The sequence below is a fragment of the Gordonia insulae genome (assembly GCF_003855095.1).
GTDB lineage: Bacteria > Actinomycetota > Actinomycetes > Mycobacteriales > Mycobacteriaceae > Gordonia > Gordonia insulae.
This window is the reverse complement of the sequence record NZ_CP033972.1, coordinates 1,775,748-1,797,706: the sequence shown is the minus strand read 5'-3', so window position 1 is coordinate 1,797,706 and position 21,959 is coordinate 1,775,748. Positions and strand designations below refer to the sequence as shown.

General features: G+C 68.4%; 13 protein-coding genes and 1 tRNA gene. 6 read left to right on the top strand and 8 right to left on the bottom strand.

Annotation, left to right across the window (positions count from 1 at the left end; genetic code table 11):
* On the bottom strand, window positions 1–381 hold the full coding sequence (locus tag D7316_RS08095; protein WP_124711193.1) for a DUF5997 family protein: 381 nt from the start codon (window positions 379–381) through the stop codon (window positions 1–3).
* Window positions 382–428: 47 nt separating this feature from the next.
* Between D7316_RS08095 and D7316_RS08090 the strand changes: the two genes are divergently transcribed.
* The gene (locus D7316_RS08090; RefSeq protein WP_124707832.1) at window positions 429–1,175 is read left to right on the top strand and encodes a LysR family transcriptional regulator substrate-binding protein; all 747 of its coding nucleotides are present in this window, start codon (window positions 429–431) and stop codon (window positions 1,173–1,175) included.
* A gap of 18 nt (window positions 1,176–1,193) precedes the next feature.
* Here D7316_RS08090 and D7316_RS08085 read toward each other — a convergent pair whose 3' ends face one another.
* From D7316_RS08085 to D7316_RS08065, 5 genes are all read right to left on the bottom strand, one after another.
* A complete protein-coding gene (locus D7316_RS08085) occupies window positions 1,194–1,853 on the bottom strand; it encodes an NADPH-dependent F420 reductase (protein WP_124707831.1) in 660 nt (219 codons plus the stop codon).
* Between the two features lie 132 nt (window positions 1,854–1,985).
* Window positions 1,986–2,059, bottom strand: a tRNA-Leu gene (locus D7316_RS08080).
* Between the two features lie 140 nt (window positions 2,060–2,199).
* Complete coding sequence (locus tag D7316_RS08075; RefSeq protein ID WP_164473752.1) at window positions 2,200–2,889, bottom strand: MspA family porin; 690 nt, start codon at window positions 2,887–2,889, stop codon at window positions 2,200–2,202.
* A gap of 11 nt (window positions 2,890–2,900) precedes the next feature.
* On the bottom strand, window positions 2,901–3,572 hold the full coding sequence (locus D7316_RS08070) for an MspA family porin (protein WP_124707829.1): 672 nt from the start codon (window positions 3,570–3,572) through the stop codon (window positions 2,901–2,903).
* A 187-nt stretch (window positions 3,573–3,759) separates the two neighbouring features.
* A complete protein-coding gene (locus D7316_RS08065) occupies window positions 3,760–4,524 on the bottom strand; it encodes a helix-turn-helix transcriptional regulator (RefSeq protein ID WP_124707828.1) in 765 nt (254 codons plus the stop codon).
* 219 nt (window positions 4,525–4,743) lie between these two features.
* Here D7316_RS08065 and D7316_RS08060 point away from each other — a divergent pair, with 219 nt between their 5' ends.
* Window positions 4,744–5,418 (top strand): hypothetical protein, encoded by a 675-nt coding sequence (locus tag D7316_RS08060; protein ID WP_124707827.1) that lies wholly within the window; start codon window positions 4,744–4,746, stop codon window positions 5,416–5,418.
* Window positions 5,419–5,435: 17 nt separating this feature from the next.
* Here the strand turns inward: D7316_RS08060 and D7316_RS08055 are convergent, their stop codons facing one another.
* Both D7316_RS08055 and D7316_RS08050 read right to left on the bottom strand, forming a co-directional pair.
* Window positions 5,436–7,412 carry a sigma factor-like helix-turn-helix DNA-binding protein gene (locus tag D7316_RS08055; RefSeq protein ID WP_124707826.1) on the bottom strand — a complete coding sequence of 659 codons (1,977 nt, stop codon included), beginning with the start codon at window positions 7,410–7,412 and terminating at the stop codon, window positions 5,436–5,438.
* A gap of 156 nt (window positions 7,413–7,568) precedes the next feature.
* Window positions 7,569–8,684 (bottom strand): isochorismate synthase, encoded by a 1,116-nt coding sequence (locus tag D7316_RS08050; RefSeq protein WP_124707825.1) that lies wholly within the window; start codon window positions 8,682–8,684, stop codon window positions 7,569–7,571.
* Window positions 8,685–8,801: 117 nt separating this feature from the next.
* Here D7316_RS08050 and panD point away from each other — a divergent pair, with 117 nt between their 5' ends.
* The 4 genes from panD to D7316_RS08030 are packed head-to-tail and all read left to right on the top strand — an operon-like array spanning window position 8,802 to window position 21,953.
* The gene (gene panD / locus D7316_RS08045) at window positions 8,802–9,209 is read left to right on the top strand and encodes an aspartate 1-decarboxylase (RefSeq protein WP_124707824.1); all 408 of its coding nucleotides are present in this window, start codon (window positions 8,802–8,804) and stop codon (window positions 9,207–9,209) included.
* Window positions 9,210–9,217: 8 nt separating this feature from the next.
* A complete protein-coding gene (locus D7316_RS08040; RefSeq protein ID WP_124707823.1) occupies window positions 9,218–19,153 on the top strand; it encodes a non-ribosomal peptide synthetase in 9,936 nt (3,311 codons plus the stop codon).
* A gap of 48 nt (window positions 19,154–19,201) precedes the next feature.
* Window positions 19,202–20,215 (top strand): ABC transporter substrate-binding protein, encoded by a 1,014-nt coding sequence (locus D7316_RS08035; protein WP_164473751.1) that lies wholly within the window; start codon window positions 19,202–19,204, stop codon window positions 20,213–20,215.
* Window positions 20,216–20,222: 7 nt separating this feature from the next.
* Entirely contained in the window at window positions 20,223–21,953 is a 1,731-nt protein-coding gene (locus D7316_RS08030) for an ABC transporter ATP-binding protein (RefSeq protein WP_164473750.1), read from the top strand.
* Window positions 21,954–21,959: the final 6 nt, after the last annotated feature.

The window sequence follows — 21,959 nt, the reverse complement described above, 5'->3', positions numbered from 1 at the left end:
TCACTGATCCTCAGTGGACTCCTCGGCCCGGCGCTCGTCCGCGCGAAGGGACTTGACCCGGCGCTCCTCCCGGCGGCCCTCCGCCCGGGTGGCGCGTTCCGCGGCCAGCCACTCGGGCATCTCACGCAGCAGTTGATCGATCTGCGCAGTCGTCAGCGCCTCGGTGATCCCGCCTCGGATGAGGCCGGAGTTGGAGATCCCCAGTCTGGCGGCCACCAGGTTCTTCGGATGCGGGCCGTCGGCGCGGAGAGTGCGAAGCCATTCCGGCGGATCGGTCTGGAGCGCGGTGAGCTCCGCGCGGGTGATGGACCCGTCCCGGAACTCGATAGGCGTGGCCGGCAGATACACGTCCAGCTTCTTGGCGGCCGTCGCCGGCTTCATCGACTGCGAGCTCATACCCCGAGCGTATCCGGCGGTAGCCTTCGGGGGTGACCACACCCGACGACGTCCCCGCCTTTCGTCTGGCGTACGTCCCGGGTGTGACCCCGAACAAGTGGGCTCGCATCTGGGCCGAACGCCGACGCGAAGTCGCGCTGCAGTTGGTCGCCCTCGATGTGCAGAGCTGCGCGGAGGCAGTCCGCGACGGCCGGGTGGAGATGGCGATCACCCGCTTGCCCGACGCGCTCCGCCATGGTGACGTCGGCGCGCACCACACGATCGAACTGTACGACGAGACGACGGTGGCGGTGGTACCGAAGGACCACGTCTTGACCGCGGCCGAGGAGATCACGCTCGCGGACCTCGACGACGAGCAGTTCCTGTGGCCGCTCGACGAGCCGGTGACCGTCGCGCAACGTCCTGGCCGCGCCGTCGATCATCGACCCGAAACAACCGGTGACGCAATAGAACTTGTCGCCACGGGGATTGCGCTGGTGCTCGTGCCGCAATCCCTGGCGCGGTTGCACCACCGCAAAGACCTCACCTACCGGCCGGTGATCGACGCCCCGGTCGGAACCGTGGGCCTACTATGGCGATCGCCCACAACGGATCTCGTCGACGAGTTCATCGGCATCGTGCGTGGACGCAAGTCGACCTCGTCCCGCGGTCGTTCCGAGCCGACGGCGAAGCGTTCGGCGAAGGAGAAGGCCGCGGCCAAGCGGGCGGCGCGTGAGGCCGCCGGGAAGGTGCCCGGCAAAGGTGCACGACGGGCCACCGGACGTCCGAGAAGACGGTGACGAGCCCCGGCGAGGCCGTCAGGCGCGCCACTCCTCGGTACGTTCGGGCGTTGCGTCCGCAAGCGCCTTGATCGTGTCGTCGACGCCGAAGTCCTTCCCGTAGACGGGCGTTCCCGGCTGATGGCGCCACGAGTCCGCGAGTGTTCCGCCGTCGACCGGGTCGAAGCCGAGCTCATCGACGAGCTCGGACACGATCTTCTTGCCGTCGGCGTCGTCGCCGGCGATCGGCAGCGCGATGCGGCCTTCGGTTCCGGCCGGAACGCCCTTGTTCAGCAGGTGTTTCCAGTAGATACCGTTGAACACCTTGTAGACCGGCGCACCGAGCTGGTCGGACACCCAGACACTCTCCGGCGTGCCGTTCTCGATGCCATCGATTTTCCCGTCCCGCTGCTGCGGGTAGTAGTTGTTGGTCTCGATCACCGGTGCGCCGACCTTGCGTCCGTCGAGGATTCCCGGGGCGAGATCAGGGGTGTTCTTCTGCGGGATGCTGACGATGACCAGGTCGGCGTCCTGCGCGGCGTCCGCGGCCCACACCGCGGTGGCACCGCTCTCCGCAGCCAGTTCGGTGAGCGTCTCGGGAGCTCGGGAGTTGGCCACGCGCACCTCATGACCCAGTGTGGTGAGTCGACGCGTCAGCGTCCCGCCGATATATCCGGCACCGATGATCCCGATTTTCACAATCACACCTCGTTGTTCGACGATTCTGACCTGTGGTGCAACGCCGGGACTCCGCGCGGTTATTTCATCGTGAGCGGACCGGGCGAGATCTGACGGACGAGACGCAGGAACAGCCCTACCAGCGCTGAAGTGTGCCCCCAGTCGGACTCGAACCGACACTGGGCGGATTTTAAGTCCGCTGCCTCTGCCAATTGGGCTATAGGGGCCGGCGTGCCCCGCCCGGAATCGTGCACTGAGCAGGAATCACACCCCACCAGGATGTCATGCGAGAAGTGGGCAGACGAACACCGGGGCTCCACGCATTCGCGTGGAGCCCCGGGCCTGTGAGAAAGGTTCGAGGTGGTGCTCAGCCGAGGCTGAACGGCTTCCCGTACAGCCAGACGACCTGCGTGGTGCGCTCGGTCTGGACCACGACCTTCGCATAGGAGCGCGCCTGGGCGTAGCCCGCGCACCCGTTGATCATCATCGTCTCGTTGGTGTAGGCGACGGCACCTTCACCACGGAACTTGACCGCCGATTCGTGTGCCCGGGAGCCGAACTCGTCCTGGTACTCGATGTCGTTGATGACGTAGTTGGCGGCCTGGCCCGGTCCGAGCGTCACCGCGGCTCCGGTCTGCGCGGTGCCGGTGATGGCGACCTCCGGGGCCCCGGCGCTGGTGTCCGGCTTGCCGGTCGCCGTCGTCGTGCTCTTGCCGCCCAGCGTGAGCTGGCAACCGACGATGTATCCGGAGCCGACGCCGAGCCTGGCCTTCTTGTCCGACGACTTGACGTCATAGCGACCGGAGACCCATGCGTTGCGGTGCAGCGGTGTGCCACCCAGCGACGGGTTGATGCGGGCGCGCTCGTTGGTCCGCGCGATGGTCACCTTGGTGCCGTCGGCCAGCGTCTTGGTGACGGTCTGGTTGGGCAGCCGGACGTCGGTGTCGGCGTGCGCGACGCCTTGTCCGAGCAGCGGGACCGAGGCGAGCACACCAACCGTCAGGGCACCGGCACGGCAGGCATTGCGCGAGAATCGCGTGGGGAGAATCTTTTTCATGTCGACCTCTGTCATCCGATGGAGAAGGGCTTGCCGTACAGGTTCACCTTCTGATGCAACTTGCCCGTCGTCTCGACGGTGCTGAAGGCGCGCGCCTGTGCGTAGCCGCCGCAGTTCTGGACTGTCAGCTGTGCACGGTCATATCCGATGGTGTAAGTCCCCGGCTTCTCGATGTTCTTCCGGGACACCTGCACGAACGCGACCTGGCCTGCGGCCAGGGGAACCGACAGGCTGGCCGTTGCCGACGGTGAGGCCGAGAGGGTGGCCGACAGGTCGCCGGAGAGTCCCTTGATGTCGACCTGACAGCCCACGATGTAACCGGTGGAGAGAGTCGCCGCCGCACCATTGGTCATGGTGCCGTTGCTGCCGGGCAGTTCCGACTCGCCCGCCGGCCCGGAACTCGGCCCGGCCTTGGCGGGCTTGAGCTTCGGTGCCTTGAGGGTGACGGTGCCGCTCACCCACGCCGTCCGCGACGCGGGGTTGCCCGCCATCGACGGTGACACCTGAGCGCTCTCGCCGCTCCGGGACAGCGTGACCCCTACCCCGTGGGCGGTACCGCCGGGCAGTTTGACGAATGCGTCCGCACCCGCCGAACCGATGCCGGCCACCACTGCGCCCGCCGCCGCCCCCGCGGCCACGGCGCTCACGCCGGCCATGCGAAAGGCTGTGTGCCTATTACTCATCCACTCCTCCTCGTTTTCGCGGCGTCGAGCGACACGAGTCCCCGACCGTGCCCGGATCGGGTGTGTCACCACCGGTTCCAGGCGTCCCGCCTTGCAAGCATGAGTACCGTATATGGAAGACTTATGAAAGTCTAATGTGACCGCGATCATCGCAGCAGGTGGCACGGCGTCGCCACTGCCGCCCAGATCAGTCGATGATGAACTCGCCCGGTGGCCGTCCGAAGTGAGCCCGGAAGGCGCGTGCGAACGAGCTCTGACTGTGGTATCCGACGCGATGTGATACTGCCGCAACGGATTGCGCTCTGCTCAGGAGAGCCTTGGCGGTCTCCATCCGGCAGTGCGTGCGCCACTGCTGGAAGGTGCCACCCGTCTGCAGGCGGAATGCCCGCTCGATGGTCCGGGCCGACGAATGGGTGTGCCGCGCCCATTCGTCGATGGTGCGGCCGTCGGCGGGGTTGGTGCGCAGTGCCTCGGCGACCACACGTGCGGGGCCATCGTTCGGCATCGTGAGACTCAGCGCGCCGGTGGGAGCGGCTTGCTCGATCACCGACAGGAGTTGCCGGCGCAGTTCGGTTTCCGGTGCGAGGTGGGGAGCGTATGCGGCGCCGACGAGCGCGAGTACCAGTGCGCGGAAGTGGAAGTCGACGGCGATGACATCCGCGCTGCGTAGCGACGAGGTGATCGACGAGTCGAAAAAGGTCGGTACGACAACCGAGTCGGCGCTGATCGTCATCGTGTGGCGGGTTCCGGCGGGGATCCAGATGGCGTGATCGCTCGGCAGCGTGACCGTGCCGGCGTCGACGTCGAAGTCGGTATGACCGCAGACCTGCCAGTGGAGTGCGTGCGATGACGGGTGGAGGCGATTGGTCACCGTCGTCGGGGGGATTCCCGCCGTGTCCGGCAGACGTGCGATCCACGGAACGTCACCATCGACGCGTGAGGTTGGCGTCATGTGCACAACTCCTGTCGGGTTGCGTCGGGATAGTGAGGTTAGGTAAAGATAGCCTTACAAAACCGAGCGACACCCGCCACGGTCAGGGGAACCGGGCGAAATCGACGAAACGGACACCGCTTCGGTGTTGTGAACGCGACGGGGATGGTAGTGACGCAGCTGGTAGAACCGTGCTCCTTGTTGAGCGATGCGCAGGATTGCTATGGATTCAGCCCTGCCGTGACGGTCGACGGAGAACCCGTCGACTTCGAGAGATTCGCGGAATCCGTCGAGTACCTGTCGGCGGATCTGCAGGCTTGTGGGGTCGCCTCGGGGTGCCGGATCGGGCTCGGGGTGCAGTCGGGTTGGATCTTCGTGCTCACCTGGCATGCACTCGTGGCGATAGACGCGGTCGTCGTTCCGGTCGATCTGTGCGACGACGCGTCGATCGATCAGGCGCGCGACCTCGACCTCGACTTCCTTCTCGCGCACGAGACCCACAACGACGTCCTGGAGGACGCGATCGACGAGTTCGTCACCGGCGAGACGGCGATCCCCGTGTTCCGTGTCGCGGAGGAGTTCGCACTCGTCGACGTCGGCGCGGGGGTGGCCCGCACACGTGGAGGTGGCCTGGTGGCCGACCTGGCCTCGGGCAGGGTCGAGACGACCGATCACCTGCTCCGCGAAGCCGACCGCATCGGTCGGCGACTCGGTCTGTGGCCCGGCGTCTGTGTGCAACTGGGCGGTCCGCTGAACACCCGGCCGACGATGTTGCTGATCATCGCCTGTGCCGCCCGCGGAGCGTGTGCACGTGTCGACAGCGCGTCGGCGCCGACAGCGGATGGCGTCGAGGTGGTGCCGGTGATCGACCGAGACGGTTGGCAGCACGAGGGGCCGCTGCTCTCGGTGTGCTGACGCGGTGGGAACGTCGGTCAGCGCAATACGGATTCGACGAGATCGGCGAGGTCGAACTCCTTGCGCTGCCGCAGGGTCGCGACGATGGAGCCGGCATCGGCATCGGGAAGCCAGAGTGATTCCTGCAGGATCTCCGATATCGCGGCCTTTGACACGCGTCCTCGGCGGGGGCGTCCGAGTCGGGCGAGGATCTGCGACGTCGGCGAGCCGGTGGCGTCGACGTCGGCGGCACGCACATCGAACCTGCCCGGCATGAAGTCGAGGACGATCGGATCTCCTTCGGCGAGGCCGAGTTCGGTGATGAATCGCTTGATCGTTCCGGATCTGGCCTGGACGGAGACCCACATGAACGACTGGGGGCCGTGTCGGGTGGCCAGTTGTACGGGTGTGCCCGGCGCGATCCCGACGATGCCGGCCAGGGCGGACGGCAGGTTGAATGCGGAGCCCTTGACGTGGGCGGCGGTCGCCGTGGTCGACCAGTGGATGGTGTCGCCGTCGCGGTACAGGCCACGCGTGCGGGTGGGGGATTTGCGCGGCGAGTAGGGGCGGGTACGACGCATCACCATGTCGTCGCGGGTGACGAAATCTCCTGCGCTGGCGTACGCACGAACGCTGGCCTCGGTGACCTCGTAGGCGCCGGTGATCTCGTCGATCACCGTGGCGAGGGCGACCGGACCGCGAGCAGCAGCGAGGATACGGTCGATCTGGACGTGCACCGGAACATACTGCTGCATGCCCCAGCGCTGCAGTCCGTAGCTGTTCCGGTCCGTCTTCACGATCCGGTCGTCGGACACCAGGGCGTTGCGTATCGACGACGGCGCGCGTGGGAAAGCGGTGAGGCCGGCGACGATCTCGTCGAAGGTCTGCGATGCGTCCGCGGTGGACAAGTACGCGGCGACCAGGTCGCCGGTGGATGCGGTCGACGGGATCGCATGGTCACCGAGAAAGGCGTATCCGCTGCGTCGCAACCATCTCCGGGTCGACTCGAGGGACAGGCCGAGCCTGTCCGCGACGGCCTGGATCGGCGCCAGATCCTCCGGATTGGCGAGCGAGTCCACGGTGGCCCGGGTCGCGGCGGCGACCGCTTTGAGGGTGCCCCGGATGATCCAGTCGTCGACGGCGATCAGGTTCGGTGCTGCGGCGGTCAGCAGATGCCACAGTGGGATGCCGGGTTCGCCCACAGACGTACCGAGGGTCGGGAAGTCGTCCATGAGCGAATCGATCTCGATCACCGGATCGGCACGTCGGATCATCTCCGCCTCCAGTGCCCGCAGACCTGGTGTCGCGGCCAGCGACCGGGCCAGGCGCTGCCGCAGACCGCGGTCGATCTGGGTGACGCGCTCCCGTGAGGTACCCAGCATCCCGGCGAGTTCCGACTGGGTTCTGGGCCGTGACGCCAGGATTCGGTCGTACAGAACGAGTCGGTCGCGCTCGGACAGCGACGTCAGAAACGCCCGCAACTCGGCGTCCGCCGGGACTGCGGAGTCGGACGGGTCGGCGTGGATGACCGCCGATCTCGCGACGAGCCGTGCAACGAGATTGACCAGTGTGATCGGCCCGATGCCCGGTAGTCGCCCGATGTCGCCGACGGACCGGGTCATGAGCTCGGCGATGGTGTCGACACCGTTGGTGGTCAGTGCTTCTCGGGCTGCGCGGGGCAGGGGCAGGGGCTCGGCTCCCGCCCGCACCTGGGGGAAATCGTCGATGAGCGTCCGAGACGGCCGGTCCGCCACATAGCGCTCGGCGATGCGGTGGCAGAAGCGTTCCTGGTTTGCGTCGGTCAGGGTTTCCGCGGGGCTGCTGGGTATCCAAGCGTTGACGACGATCTCGTCATCGGCGAGGAGTCCGGGTCCCTGTCGGTACTCGGCCAACCAGGGCAGCAGTTCGATCCACGGTCGCTCGGAGAGGGTTTCACCGCGCAGGCGCTCGGCGAGCTCCTCGTCGTCGGGGACCGTGGCCTCGGCTGAGGTGAGTACCTCGGAGGACGGAGACATCGGTGGCATCCCTGACTGTCGATCGGAGGGCCGTCCGCGGTCGCGTACCGAGGGCTGCTCGAGAGCGCGATTCACGGCGGGATCCGACGAGGCCGCAGACGCCGGGTCCGTGGCCCAGGATAGCCTATCGTCGTTCGGCCTCGGTTGCAGAAGAACTCACCCGGCGACGTCGAGCGCCGACAACACCGTGCGGAACTTGGCCGATGTCTCGGCCAATTCGTCCGCGGGTACGGAATCCGCGACGATACCGCCGCCGGCCCAGGTGACGAGCTGCCGCCCGTCGGGACCCAGGTCGGCACAGCGGATGCTGACCATCCATTCGCCGTCGCCGGTGCTGTCGCACCACCCGACGGCACCGGCGTAGAAGCCGCGGTCGCCCTCCACGGCGAGGATGTGGTCGCGTGCTCGGGGAGTCGGGGTGCCGCAGATCGCCGGTGTGGGGTGGACCGCTGCCGCCAGGTCCAGCGCGGTGATATCGGGGTCCGTGATGAGACCGCGGATCGGCGTACCCAGGTGCCACATCGTCGGGGTGGTCGTGAGCGTCGGCTCGGCGGGCACATCGAGTTCGCGACAGAGCGGGGCCAACGCCGACGCCAGGGCGTCCACCACATAGCCGTGCTCGCGACGGTCCTTGGCCGATCTCCGCAGTCGATGTCCGTTGGCCGTGTCCACCGCGGGATCGGCGTTGCGTGGCGTGGAACCGGCGAGCGGATGACACGTGACGACGTCGCCGTCCTTGCGGACGAGTACCTCGGGGCTCGATCCGATCAGATGGTGGCCGTCGAAGTCTGGCCCGGCCGGGGAGAGGTCGGCAGCGAATGCGTTGCCGGCGTGGTCGCGTGCGCTGAGACGGGCGGCGAACTCCCACGGCGACAACGGGTCCGACGATTCCAGGGACAGCCTGCGGGCCAGCACCACCTTGTCCATCCCGTTCGAGGGGTCGGCGAGGGTGGCGACCGCATGTGCCACGCGCCGGACATGTTGCGCGGGTTCGGGGTGTGCCTCGGTCACGCGGGCCGCGACGGCTCCGGTCGGTTGCCGACCGCGCCATCGGCCAGTCCGTCGATGGAACTCCACGGGTGCGGTGAGTGCGCACGGACGTCGCAGGTCGAAGGGGAGTGCGCCCACAATTGCCGAGCCGTCGCCACTGCGCAGGTGTGTCCGGGCGTCGCCGAGGTGGTCGAAGCGGCGATGCGCGCCGGCTGCGATCACGTGCTCGTCCGGCCGGGACAGCAGGAACACCGGATCGTGGCGCAGTTCGTCATCACCCATGCGCCACAATCTACCAACTCAGGTTGTTCTACGATAGGCTTAATTGCTGCCAAGGCGGGTCCATGGGAGGGAACCCAGCCGCCTTGCCGACCCGCCCAACCGAGGGAGAGCTGACAAATGCTGCGTACCGTTGTGAACGGAAAGATCCACCGAGCCACCGTCACCCAGGCCGATCTGCACTACGTCGGATCGATCACCATCGACGAGACGCTGATGCGCGCCGCGGACCTGGTGGAGGGGGAGAAGGTTCAGGTCGTCGACATCACCAACGGTGCACGTCTGGAGACCTACGTCATCACCGGACCCGCGGACACCGGCGTCATCTGCATCAATGGAGCCGCGGCCCACCTGGTGGACCCCGACGACCTGGTGATCATCATGTCGTTTCTGCAACTCGACGAGACCGAGCTGATCGCTCATCAGCCGAAGGTGGTCCATGTCAACGGCGACAACCAGATCGTCGCGCTCGGCAACGATCCCGCCCAGCCCGTCCCCGGCGCCGTCGATCAGCTGTCGTCGCGCTGAGGACTGCGATGTCGTCATCCACTCTCTCCGCCGTCCGTCGGGTACCGGCCACCGAGGCGCAGGCCGCGATGTGGTTCGGCCAGCAACTGCCCGGTCGATCCGCCACCTTCGTGGTCGCGCAGGCGTGGGAACTGCGCGGCACGGTCGACGGCGACCTGCTGCGGCGGTCTCTGGCGAGCGCGCTGGCCGAAGCGGAAGGCCTGTCGGCGGTGTTCGCTGCCGAGGCCGGTTCGGTGGTGCAGGAGCTGTGGACGCACGACCTCGGTCGGATCGACCGGATCGCACTCGTATCGGTCGACGACCGGGATGCCGCATTCGCGTGGATGCGTGACCAATCTGACCTCGCGATCGACCTGGCCACCGGACCATGCTGTACCGCTGCGATTCTCGAGGTGGCGCCCGACCATCGGATCGTCTGTCTCCGTGCCCATCACATCGTCGCGGATGCGTTCGGGCTCACCCTCATCGGCCGCCGTGCCGCCGAGGTGTACTCGGCGCGCTCGGCCGGAGAGCCGGAGCCGCCGAGCTCATTCGGTGCGCTCGGGGACGTCGTCGACGAGGAGCAGAGGTATCGGACGTCGCCACGATATCGGGCCGACGATGAGTTCTGGCGCGCGCTCGCCGCTGCACCACACGACATCGCCGCACTGGCGCGTCGCCATGCCGATGCGCCGATCGCCGCGGAGGTACGGTCGCACGTCGTAGACCTGCCCGCGTCGGTGGGCGATGGTCTCGCCCGGCGTGCCGCGGTCGACTCCGCGACGTGGAGCGACGCGCTCACCGCGCTGATCGGCGGCTGGATCGCCGCCGAGACCGCGGCGTCATCGGAAACGCCTATCGCCGTGGGCTTCCCGGTGATGAACCGTTTCGGCTCCGCGGCATTGACGGTGCCAATGACGGCGGTCAACGTGGTTCCGGTACATCTGGCCGTGGGGCCGGAGACCACCCCGCACGCGGCGATGACCCGGGCGCGCGACGCGATCCGCGAAGTCCGGCCGCACACCAAGCTGCGCGGCGAGCAGATCGCCCGGTACGGCGACGGTCGCCGACCCGGCGTATGGATCAACATCAAGCCGTTCGGTGACGAACTCCGGTTCGGCGACGTACCGGCGACGATCCACTCGCTGGCGCGCGGCCCGGTCGCCGAGCTCACCGTCACCGGACGTCGACTGACCGAATCGGGTGCGCTCGAGCTCGTGCTCGATGCGGATGCCCAGCGGTTCGACGGTGACGAACTGCGGCGCCTCGGTGCCCATCTCGCCCACTTCGTCACCGCAGCGATCCGGGACGACCACTGGGATCGACCGATCGCGGGCATCGCCCTGGCCGAGTCGGACGAGCAGGCCGTCGAGGACGCGCCGACACGTGGTGAGTACCAGGATGTCCCGTCCGGTTCCGTGATCGACCTCGTCCTCGACGGGGAGAGCCGTCCGACGCTCGTGACCCGAGCCGGTGAGGTACCGGCCACCGAATTGCGTACCCGGGTGGCCCGGCTTGCCCGACTGCTCATCGACCGCGGCGTGGGGCCCGACGTCCCGGTCGCCGTGATCCCGCCGCGCACCGACGATCTCGCCGTCGCGGTCCTCGCGGTACTCGAAGCCGGCGGCGTGTGTGTACCGATCGACGCCTCGGCGCCGGACGCACGAATCCGGCTCCTGCTGGAGTCGGCCGCGGCACGAGTGGTCCTCACCCATCGCCCCGTCGTGGAACGCGGACTGCTGCGCGACGACCGGGACGCCGTGCTCCTCGACGATCTGCCCGCCGAGGTGGGGAAGTACTCGTCCCGGCCGGTGACCGACGACCAGCGGCGCGCACCATTGCATGTGATGCACACCGCGGTCACGATCTTCACCTCGGGCTCCACCGGACGACCGAAACCCGTTGCCATTTCCCACTCGGCTCTGGCGAACAGACTGACCTGGGCACGCCGCGACTGGTCGGATGACGGACCGGACGTCCGGATCGCCAAGTCCTCCATCGGTTTCATCGACGGCGTCACCGAGCTCCTCGCGGGTGTGCACGCCGGTGCGCGCGTCATCATCGCAGACGAGCAGGAGGTCGCGGACCCGGCCAGGCTGCGAGCAGTCGCCGACGAGGCATCGGCCACCGCCCTCACCGTGGTCCCCTCGGTGGCCGAGGAGCTTCTCGGCGAACGGGAGTCGGCCCGCTCGAACGACCCCGGACCCGCGTCGTTGCGCCGGTGGATCCTGAGTGGCGAGGAACTACCAGAGCCGACGCTGAACCGCGTGCGCTCCCTGGCCCCGGCGGCGATCGTGAACTCATACGGGTCGACCGAGGTCACCGGAGACGTGACCTATGCCGACCTCGCCGATCCGGATGCCGAGCTCAGTATCGGGCGACCTGTCGCCAACACCGCGGTGCACGTCCTGGATTCGTGGCTTCGACCGGTGCCCGCCGGGGTGCCCGGCGAACTCTATGTGGCGGGCGCACAGCTCGCGCTCGGATATCTCGGCGACACCGCGGCGACGTCGAGTCGGTTCGTCGCCGACCCCTGGTCGGAGCGTGCAGGCGGGCGGCTCTACCGAACCGGCGACCTGGTCGCCTGGTCCGGCGGTCGGCTGGTATTCCTCGGCCGCGCAGATCATCAGATATCGTTGCGCGGCTTGCGGATCGACCCCGGCGAAGTGGAGAGTGCGCTGACCGCTGTGCCGACGATCACCGAGGCCGTGGTCGTCGCCCGCGAACTGGTGGCGGGTGAGCCCGTTCTGGTCGCCTACGTCACGGTTGCGGATCCGATGGATGCGCCGACACCGTCGGAGATCCGGACACGTGTCATCGACACCCTCCCTCGTCACCAGGTGCCCGCCACCGTGATGATTCTCGATCGGCTGCCGCGCAACGCCAACGGCAAGGTCGATCGGAATGCGCTGCCGACCCCACCGCCGCACCCGCCGGCGGCGATGCCCGGCGACGTCGGGGCATTGGAGTTGCTGCTGTGCACCGCTTTTGCGGAGATCCTGGGCATCGAGACGGTGCTTCCCACGGACAGCTTCTTCGCGCTCGGCGGGCATTCGTTGTCGGCGAACCGACTGGTCGCGCGACTGGCCACCCACGGCATCCGCACCGACATCCAGCAGATCTTCGACAACCCGGAACCGGCCGGGCTCGCCGCGGCCCTGCGACTGTCCACCGACAACGAATCCGTGGATGCGGTCGGTGCCGCCGACTCCGCGGACGACCTCGCCCTGATCGATGTCGGCGAGGTGTCCCCGGCATCCTATGGCCAGCAATCACTATGGCTGACCGAGCAGATGTCGGGGGACAGGTCGGCCTACCGCGTGGGCGGGCTCTTCGACACCGACGGCCCGCTTGACATCGATGCCCTCACCGCGGCGCTGCTCGACCTCGTCGACCACCACCCGGCACTGCGCACCGTCTTCCGTTGGGACGGCGCGGAACTGGGGCAGCAGGTTCTCGACACCGCGCACCTGCCCGGCCACGAGATCGTCACCGCCCGCGACGTCGACGACGACGCCGGCGCCGCCGCGGCCGTGCGTGAGTTCCTGGCACGTCCGATGGACCTGTCCGCCGACATCCCGCTCCGGCTCCTGCTGGTGCGCGGTCGCAACCGAACCACACTGGTGCTCTCCGGGCATCACATCGCGACAGACGAGGGTTCGTTCCCACACGTGGTGTCGGGGCTCGTGGAGGCGTACCGGGCGCGCAGCTCGGGCCGTTCGCCCCGGTGGACCCCGCTGCCCGTGACGTACGGTCAATTCGCGCTGCGACAGCGAGATCGCCTCGGCAACCCCGACGATCCCCGATCGGCGCTGGCCAAGGACCTCGAGTTCTGGCGCGACCGCCTGGCCGGCGGGCCGCCGACGACGTCATTGCCGCACGCCGTTCCGCCAGAGCCCGGTCGCGGGTACACCGTCGCGAGTCGACGTGTGCGCCTGTCCGCCGACGTGGGGAGCGCGCTACGCGATCTCGGGAACCGACACGCGGCCAGCCCGTTGATGCTGGCCGAGGTCGTCATCGCGATCGCGTTGCGGGCGTACGGCGCCGGCGAGAAGGTCAGGTTCGGCAGTCCGGTGACCCTGCGAGATGACGAACGGCTGGCCGGCGTCGTCGGGTTCTTCGTCAACACGGTCGTCTTCACGGTCGACCTGTCCGGCGACACCGACGTGATCGGCGCGCTCGCCCGTGTCCGCGACGATAATCTGTCCGCGGTCGCGCATCGGACGGCCCCGTTCCAGCTCGTCGTCGATGCCATGCGCGACCAGCGCCCCGAGGCGGCGGGTGCGGGGGCGAGATCGCCACTCTTCCAGGTGATGGTCGCCTACCGCGACGGCGCGATGCCGCGCGAGTTCGACCTCGGCGGCGACACCCTGCGCCACGTCGAGCGGGCCGAGATGTACGACCGGATCGGGCTGTCGCCGGATTCCGACGCGGCCAAGTTCGAGCTCGTCTTCGGTGTCGAGGAGACATCTGAGGGGACCTGGGTCGTCGGTGTCGACTACGCCCGCGAACTGTTCGACGTCGAGACCATCGACGGGATCATGGAGACCGTTGCCGCGGTCGCGGTGGCCATCGCCACCGACGAGTCGCTGCCCGTCGACGAACTCACCCGGCTGTCCGCTGCGGCGGTGACCGCCACCCCCGATCCCGTCGACACCGTCGCCGAGGCGGACCGGGAAGCCGGCGCCGACCTGTCGCCGAACGTGGGTGAGATCGACCTGCCCATCGGCGACCCGGTCCCGGTGTGGGCGCTGCGGCGCGCCTATCTCGCGTGCGCGCCGATCATCTTCGGCGGATCGGACGCAACCGGGAACGGGGTCACGCCCGACCCGCTGTGTCCGGTGCAGGCCGAACGAGCGATGGCCGTCGCCGGCGGATTCTCCGCGGTGCGGTACACCTCCGACGGTGTCACGCACCCGTGGCCGTCGCGGGTCGGTGTGGGCTGTCACATCGACGACACGGGTCATGTCACCGCGGGGCGCCTGTGCATGCGCTACGGCGACCCCGTGATGGTCGACACCACCGCCCGCATGCTCATGACGCTGGCGCACGACCTCACCGCGGATGTGTCCCGGCCGGAGATGCCGGTGCTACCCGATCCCGGCGTGGTCCGACGTCGGTGGTCGGACATCGCCGCCGACGACGAGCTGCTGGACAACGAATTCTGGGTCGACTTCGTCGAGGACAACGTCGACGCAGACGTCTTCCGACTCACGGAGGATCAGGCGGTCGGGCAGGCCGAGCCGGTGCACGCCACCGACGTCGTCCGGCGCGCGGCCGCGGCCGCGGCCCCGGTGACCGGCCGCGACACCGCGGACACGGTGCTCACTGCACTGGCCGTGATGCTCGGCGCCCGTGTGGCATCGAGCGACGCCGACACCGTGGTGGTCGACCTGGAGACCTCTGCCCGCGACGCCGACATCGCGTGCACGCCCGGCCGTGTGGTGCACCGACACCCGGTGGCGTTGGCGACCGACGTACTGCTCGACGAGCCGGGTGCGGCGTACCACTCGGTTGCCGGCGTCCGCGTCCCCGCGGAACAGGCGAAGGTCTATCAGCTGCTGCGGCACGAGAACGTGCACACCCGCGACATGTTCGACGACGCCCCGGACGCCGACATCCTGCTGCAGGTGTTCGACTCCGAGGTCGAGATCGCTGACGCGCCCGCGGAACTGGGTCGATACGGCCTCGTGGTGACCGCCCATGTCGGCGACGAGACGGATGGTCGTCGGATGATCCGCCTGACCGCGATCGGTGTCGGAGGTGGCGCCGCCGGGAGCATCGACCTGCCGGCCATGACGCAGACGGTCGCGGAACTCGGCGTCGGGCCCGCTGACGATCTGCGTGCCCTCGTCGACCTAGGTGCGCGTAATGCATTGCAGTCCAACGAGATCACGCCCCTCGTCACGCTGCCGCCGGCGCAGGCCCGCACGTGTACCGAACTCTTCGGGCCTCTCGAGGACGTCCTGCCGGTGTCCCCCCTGCAGGAAGGGCTGTTGTTCCACCTGCGGATGGCCGCCGAGCAAGGCGTGCCCGACCTCTACGCGTCGCAGGCACGGCTGACCCTTCGCGGCACGCCCGACATCGAGCGTTTGCGGGCCGCGGTGTCCGAACTGCTGAGCCGACATCCCAACCTGCGCGCCGGATTCGTCACCACCGGCGACCGCAGTCTGCAGGTGGTGCCCCGCGCAACGCCCGTACCGATGCGGGTACAGGTGGCGGCGGACGAGCCGGCGGCCGTCGACCTCCTGCGCGACGAACGCGCCCGGCCGTTCTCCGCAGCGCAGCCGCCACTCATCCGCTTCCTGGTGATCGAGCTCGACCGGGACAGCTGGCTTCTGGCGATCACCTTCGAACACATCCTGATCGACGGCTGGTCCTACCAGTTGGTACTCGGTGAGCTGCTCGCCCTCTATGACGACCCGTCAGGCGCGACTCTCCCCGCACCCACGCCGTACCGTGACTATTGCGCATGGCTCGCCACGCAGGACGTCGAGGGCGCCCGCTCGGCCTGGGGGCGGTACCTGTCCGGATTCGCCGAGCCGTCGTTGCTCCGGCCCGATGCGGTGGGTCGCGATGCCGATCCGAGCGCAGCACGTGACCACCACCGCGACCTGTCGCGAGATCTCACCGATCGCGTGCGATCGCTCGCCCGGTCCACCGGCACCACCGTCAGCACCGTCCTGCAGTCGGCCTGGGGGGTCACCCTGGCACGCCTGACCGGCTCGTCGGACGTGGCCTTCGGAACGACCGTGTCCGGACGTCCCCCGGAACTGCCCGGTTCCGAGAACATCGTCGGCCTGCTGTTCAACACCGTCCCGGTCCGGGTTGTGGTGGACCCGTGGGAGGACGTCGACACGCTGCTCACGCGGCAGCACCGGGCACAGATCGATGTGGTCGACGCCCCGTACCTGAGCCTCGTCGACATCACCCGCGACACCGGGCTGCATCAACTGTTCGACACGCTGTTCATCACCCAGAACCACCCTGCGACCGACACCGATCGCCGTTACGGACCCGACGGCGCGGACATCCGGGTGACGGACACCGTGCTCGACGACTCGACGCACTATCCGGTGTCGTTCGCCGCCCATCCCGGTGACACCATCCACCTGCGCTGCGCGTATCGGGGCGACCTGTTCGACGACGCCGAGATCGTCACGCTCACCGACCGTTTCGTCGCCGTGCTGGACGCGATGGCCACCGACCGGATGACGACCGTCGGCGGTCTCGACGTCATCACCCCGGACGAGACGCGCCGCGTCGTCACCGACTGGAACGACACGGCGCGTGACGAATCGACCCGGACCGTCGCGGACCTCTTCGACGAGCAAGCGGCGCGCACCCCGGATGCGACGGCCGTCATCGCCGGAGACGTCCGGATGTCGTTTGCCGAACTGCATTCGCAGGTCAACAGATTGGCGCGTCTGCTCCGGTCCCGCGGAGTCGGCGTCGAGAGCCGCGTGGCCCTGCTGCTGCCGCGCGACGAACGCATGGTCGTGTCGATGTTCGCGGTATTCGCCGCAGGCGGGGCGTATGTCCCCATCGACCCCGACCATCCGGTGGACCGCATCGAGTACATGATCGGGGTCGCCGCGCCCACCGTGGTGGTCACCACCTCCACACTGACTCGGCTGATCGACGGCGTCGAGGTCGGGTCGGTGCTGCTCGACGATGACGCGGTCCGCGGTGAACTGGCGACCCGGGACGGCGGAACCCTCGGGCCGGGCGAACGCGGCCGCGTGCATCCCGACAACCTCGCGTACGTCATCTTCACGTCAGGCTCGACGGGGCGTCCGAAGGGGGTCGCGGTGGGCTACCGCGGCCTGACCAACATGTACGTCAATCACCAGGAGAAGATCTTCGATCGCGTCGTCGCCCATCAAGAGGGGCGACGGCTCGCCATCGCGCACACCACCTCGTTCTCCTTCGACGCGTCGTGGGAGCAGCTGTTCTGGCTGCTCACCGGACACCACGTGCACATCATCGACGAGGAGATGCGCAAGGAGCCGCCGGCACTGCTGAGTCACTACGACGCGACGTCGGTCGACGGTTTCGATGCGACACCGTCCTACATCGACGTACTCGTCGAGAACGGACTCCTGGACCGGGAACGACCCGCCGGGAAGTCGACCGCCGCCGATGGCGTGGGAGTCGTGTTCGTCTCCCTGGGCGGTGAGGCCGTGCCCGAGGCGTTGTGGCAGAAGCTGCGTGACGCACCGGGCGTCGAGTCCTACAACCTCTACGGCCCTACGGAATACACCATCAATGCGCTCGGTGCCGACCTGGCCGACACGCCGTATCCCACGCTGGGCCGGCCCATCGCCAACACCCGGGCCTACGTCCTGGACCGCGGGCTGCGACCGGTCCCGCCCGGCGTCGTGGGGGAGCTCTACCTGGCCGGCGCCGGGATGGCGCGCGGCTACCTGGGGCAGTCCGAGAAGACTGCGGACCGGTTCGTCGCCTGCCCGTGGGGTACACCGGGGGAACGCATGTACCGGACCGGTGATCTCGTGCGGTGGCGGACGAGCGGGGCGCTGGACTACCTGGGTCGCGGTGACGACCAGGTGAAGATCCGTGGCTATCGGATCGAACCCGGTGAGATCGCCGACGCCCTGGCCACACATCCGAGCGTGGCGCGCGCCGCGGTGGTCGCGCGGACCGGCGGGACCGGGCAGCCGCAACTGCACGCCTTCGTCGTGTCCACCGACGATCTGCGACGTGTCGACGAATGCGAACTGCGCGAGTACCTGCGTGATCGCCTGCCGGACTACATGATTCCCGTGGCAATCGCAGGCGTCGATGCCATTCCGCTCACCGTGAACGGCAAGGTCGACACCCGCGCGCTTCCCGAGATCACCGTTGCCGACGAGCATCACGAGCCGCCGGCGACCGACGGCGAGCGGGAGGTGTGCGCGGTGGTCACGGAACTGCTCGGCGTGGAATCGGTGTCGGTCACCACATCGGTCCGCGACGCCGGCGGCAATTCGCTGGTGATCATGCGGCTCGTGTCACGACTCGCCGAGCTGCCCGGTGGCGATCGGGTCAGCGTACGGGACCTGCTGTCCGGGTTGACCATCCGGCAGATCGCCCAGCGGATCGACGTCGGTCCGACCGAGGTCTCCGACGCTGTCGGTGCGACCAGTCCGCTCATCCTGGAGTTCGCCGAGGCCGGATCCGGCCGCACGGTGGTCTGCCTCCCGGAGGGCTTCGGACTCGTCATCCCCTACGCGGCACTGTTGCCGCACCTTCCCGACGGCTGGGGGCTCACGGCACTGCGCGATCCCGCGCAGGTCGACTCGGAACCCCCGTATGCCGACATCGGTGAGCTGGTCGCCCGTTATGCCGACAGCCTCGAGAAAGCCGGCACGCTCGCCGGTCCCGACGGCGTCGATCTGCTCGGCTGGTCCTACGGCGGCCACCTGGCGTTCGCGCTCGCCGGCGAGTTGATCGGCCGCGGCCATGTGGTCGGTTCGCTCACCGTGGTCGACGCGTACCCGGTGCCACGGCGCGCACCCGGTCCGCTGACCACCGCAGAGGCCATCGCGCTGACCGAACAGGGGCTGCGGCAGGCCACCGGTGCCGACGAGAACGCCGATCATGCGGAACTCGTACGACTGATGCTCGGCGGCAACGTCTCCGGTGTCGGCGACGGTTCGGTGGACGCCGACGATCTTCGTGCGATGTTCGATGCGTACGCCCGTTGCGAGCAGATGCTGTCACACGGCACCGCCGGATCGGTGGACGTGCCATCGGTGCTGATCGGCTCGACGACCGGGCGGCCCGCCGAGATGCCCTCGATCGCCGAGGCCTGGGGTCCGCACCTCGACGACATCCGCGTCGTCGGTGAGCACGCGATACCGCACGCGCGGCTCCTCGACGCAGACTCGGTGAGCCGCTGGGTCTCCCGGGTGGAGACCCTGTGGCGCAGCAGCCGACATCCGGATTCGCGGTCACAGACGTAGATGTTCGCCCGACCCGGGCGTCGAGAAAGAGACGGAGAACCGAGGACAATGCGACGAAACCTTCGACTGGTGATGGCGAGCGGCGTCGCCGTGGCGGCGCTGGTCGCCACCGGCTGCTCATCCGGTGCATCGGACAGTGCGGACAGTTCGGCGACGACCCGAACCTTCGCGGCCGCCAACGGGAGCTTCGAGATCCCGGCGCAGCCGCAGCGGATCGTCGCGCTGTCACGCGTCATCCCATCGCTGTTCATCGCCGACGCCCCGGTCATCGGTGCGACGAGCGGCTACGACACCAGCACGATCGTCGACGAGGACGCGATCACCCGATACCAGGACGTCGCGACGCTGTCCACCGGTACGGCCAAGACGAATGCCGGTGGCGGTACCCAACTCTCGTACGAGCAGATCGCGGCCCTGAAGCCCGACCTGATCATCTCGGGCTTCCCGCAGAAGGCCTACAAGTCCGGCATCAGTGACGAGCAGCTCCAGGCGATCGCACCCACCTTGAGCCTGGGGCCGTCGACCCCCACCGAATGGCGCGAGGTCGGGGAGAAGGCGGCGGACGCCGCAGGCAAGACCGACGAGTTCGACCGGCAGAAGGCCGAGTACGAGAAGTTGGCCGCGGACCTGAAGAAGAAGTACCAGGGCACCGTCGCGGGCAAGAAGTTCGCGGCCCTGTCGGTGTTCAACTCGACGCAGGCCGATTCGTACCAGCGAGAGTACGACGACTCGTTCACCACCAACATCGCCAACGACATCGGGATCTCCTTCCCCGGCGGCACCCCCAAGAAGACGTCGGAGATAGTGTCCATCGAGCGACTGTCCGATCTCGCGGATGCCGATGTGATCGTGTACCAGGTCAATCCGGATGGCTCGCTGAAGTATCCGCGCATGCAGGCCGTCTTCGACTCGGAGGCGTGGAAGAACCTGCCGGCGGTCCGTGCGGGCAACGTCGTGCCGGTCGCCTACGCGTCGTCCGAGACCTATGCCGGTGCGATCAAGAGCCTCGGATCTCTGTCGGCCGCACTCGACAAGCTCCCCGCGGCGAGCAACGGGAACTGACGCACCGTTGACTGAGATCGGACCCGCGTCACTGCTACGCACCATCCGCCCGGCCCGCCTCCGGGTGGGCACCGCGATGGCGCTGCAGGCGGTGTGCGCACTGATGGTCGTCGGCGCGTATGTGGCGATCGTCGACTCGGTACGTCGACCGGTGGACACGGGAGAGATCTCGTGGACGCCGGTCGTCGTGGCCGTGGTCCTGCTGCTCGGCGTACCGGTCGTGCACGCCATCTCCTACGCCCTGAGCTTTGCCGCGAGCAGGCGCATCGAGCTCGGGCTGCGGTGCGAGGTCGTCGACCATGTCTCGCGAATCCCGTTGGGCTGGTTCACCGGTGGCAACGCGGTGACCCGTCTGCGCACATCGGTCAACACCGATGTCGGTACGGTGACCGGATTGGTGGGCGAGGCCCTGCCCAACCTCACGCGCTACGTCACCGTCACCGCCGCCGCATTCGTGTACCTCTTCACGGTGTCGTGGGTGCTTGCGCTCGTGATCGCAGTCCCGGTCGCCATCGCGTCGGCGCTGGAATGGCGGCGGATGGGCGCGACGTCCGCCGCGGACCGCCGGTACGAGGAGGCCAGGACGACGCTGGCGGCCCGCACCACCGAACTCAGCCAGGGGATCGCGGTCGCCAAGGTCTACGGTCTGGCCGACCGGGAGAACAACCGGTTCCGCGTCGCCGCGGATGACTACGCCGACAGCTACATCCGCCGCGAGAACGATCAGTTGCGGCGGGGGCGCATGACTGCCGTACTGGCGTCCTGGATGTCGGTGATCGGGCTGGTCGTGCTCGTCGGCACGGCGCTCGTGTCGGCGGGCCTGCTCGCGCCGGTCGACCTGGTGGCGTTTCTGCTGCTGGCGTGGATCGTCTCGCGCGGGGTCTGGGCGGTACCCACCGCTTTGATGACGTGGCGCCGGAGTTCCATGGTGCTGGGCGGCGTCGACGAACTCCTCGCCGAACCGCCGCTGCCCACGCCCGAGACGCCGCGGCCACCCGAGCCGGGGCCGGTGGCCCTCCGATTCGACCGCGTCGCATTCGGATACACGACCGGCGCCCCTGTTCTCACCGACATCGACGTCACGTTGGCGCCGGGGACGACAACCGCGGTGGTCGGCGCATCCGGATCGGGGAAGTCCACCCTCGCCCGGCTGATCCCGCGGTTCTGGGACGTCGATGGAGGGACGATCACGCTCAACGGCACCGACGTTCGCGACATCGCGCCACAGGATCTCTATCGTGTCGTCGCCTTCGTCTTCCAGGACGTGGCGCTCCTGCGCATGTCGATCGCGGACAACATCCGCCTGGCGCGACCCGACGCCGACATCGCCGATGTGCGGGCGGCGGCTCGGTCCGCGCACATCGACGACCGGATCACCCGGCTGCCGCGCGGTTACGACTCGACGGTCGGTGTCGACGCCCAACTGTCCGGCGGCGAGGCGCAACGCGTGTGCATCGCCCGGGCCATCCTCGCCGACACCCCCGTCGTCGTCCTCGACGAGGCCACGTCGGCGGCCGACCCTGAGTCGGAAGCGGCTGTCGGCGCGGCACTCTCACGGCTGATGGCCGGCCGAACCGTGCTGACCATCGCGCATCGGCTCAGTACCATCGCCGGCGCCGATCAGATCGTCGTTCTCGACGACGGCCGGATCGCCGAGATCGGTACGCACGACGACCTCGTGCGTGCCGGTGGACGGTACGCCCGGATGTGGCGTGCGGATCGGGTGGCGCTGCGATGAGAAACG

Bases quoted from the DNA above. Each gene is read 5' to 3' on its own strand.
- D7316_RS08040 (WP_124707823.1), top strand. From the start codon at position 9,218: ATGTCGTCATCCACTCTCTCCGCCGTCCGTCGGGTACCGGCCACCGAG.
- D7316_RS08050 (WP_124707825.1), bottom strand. From the start codon at position 8,684: ATGGGTGATGACGAACTGCGCCACGATCCGGTGTTCCTGCTGTCCCGG.
- D7316_RS08070 (WP_124707829.1), bottom strand. From the start codon at position 3,572: ATGAGTAATAGGCACACAGCCTTTCGCATGGCCGGCGTGAGCGCCGTG.
- D7316_RS08075 (WP_164473752.1), bottom strand. From the start codon at position 2,889: ATGAAAAAGATTCTCCCCACGCGATTCTCGCGCAATGCCTGCCGTGCC.
- D7316_RS08095 (WP_124711193.1), bottom strand. From the start codon at position 381: ATGAAGCCGGCGACGGCCGCCAAGAAGCTGGACGTGTATCTGCCGGCC.
- D7316_RS08055 (WP_124707826.1), bottom strand. From the start codon at position 7,412: ATGTCTCCGTCCTCCGAGGTACTCACCTCAGCCGAGGCCACGGTCCCC.
- D7316_RS08065 (WP_124707828.1), bottom strand. From the start codon at position 4,524: ATGACGCCAACCTCACGCGTCGATGGTGACGTTCCGTGGATCGCACGT.
- panD (WP_124707824.1), top strand. From the start codon at position 8,802: ATGCTGCGTACCGTTGTGAACGGAAAGATCCACCGAGCCACCGTCACC.
- D7316_RS08035 (WP_164473751.1), top strand. From the start codon at position 19,202: ATGCGACGAAACCTTCGACTGGTGATGGCGAGCGGCGTCGCCGTGGCG.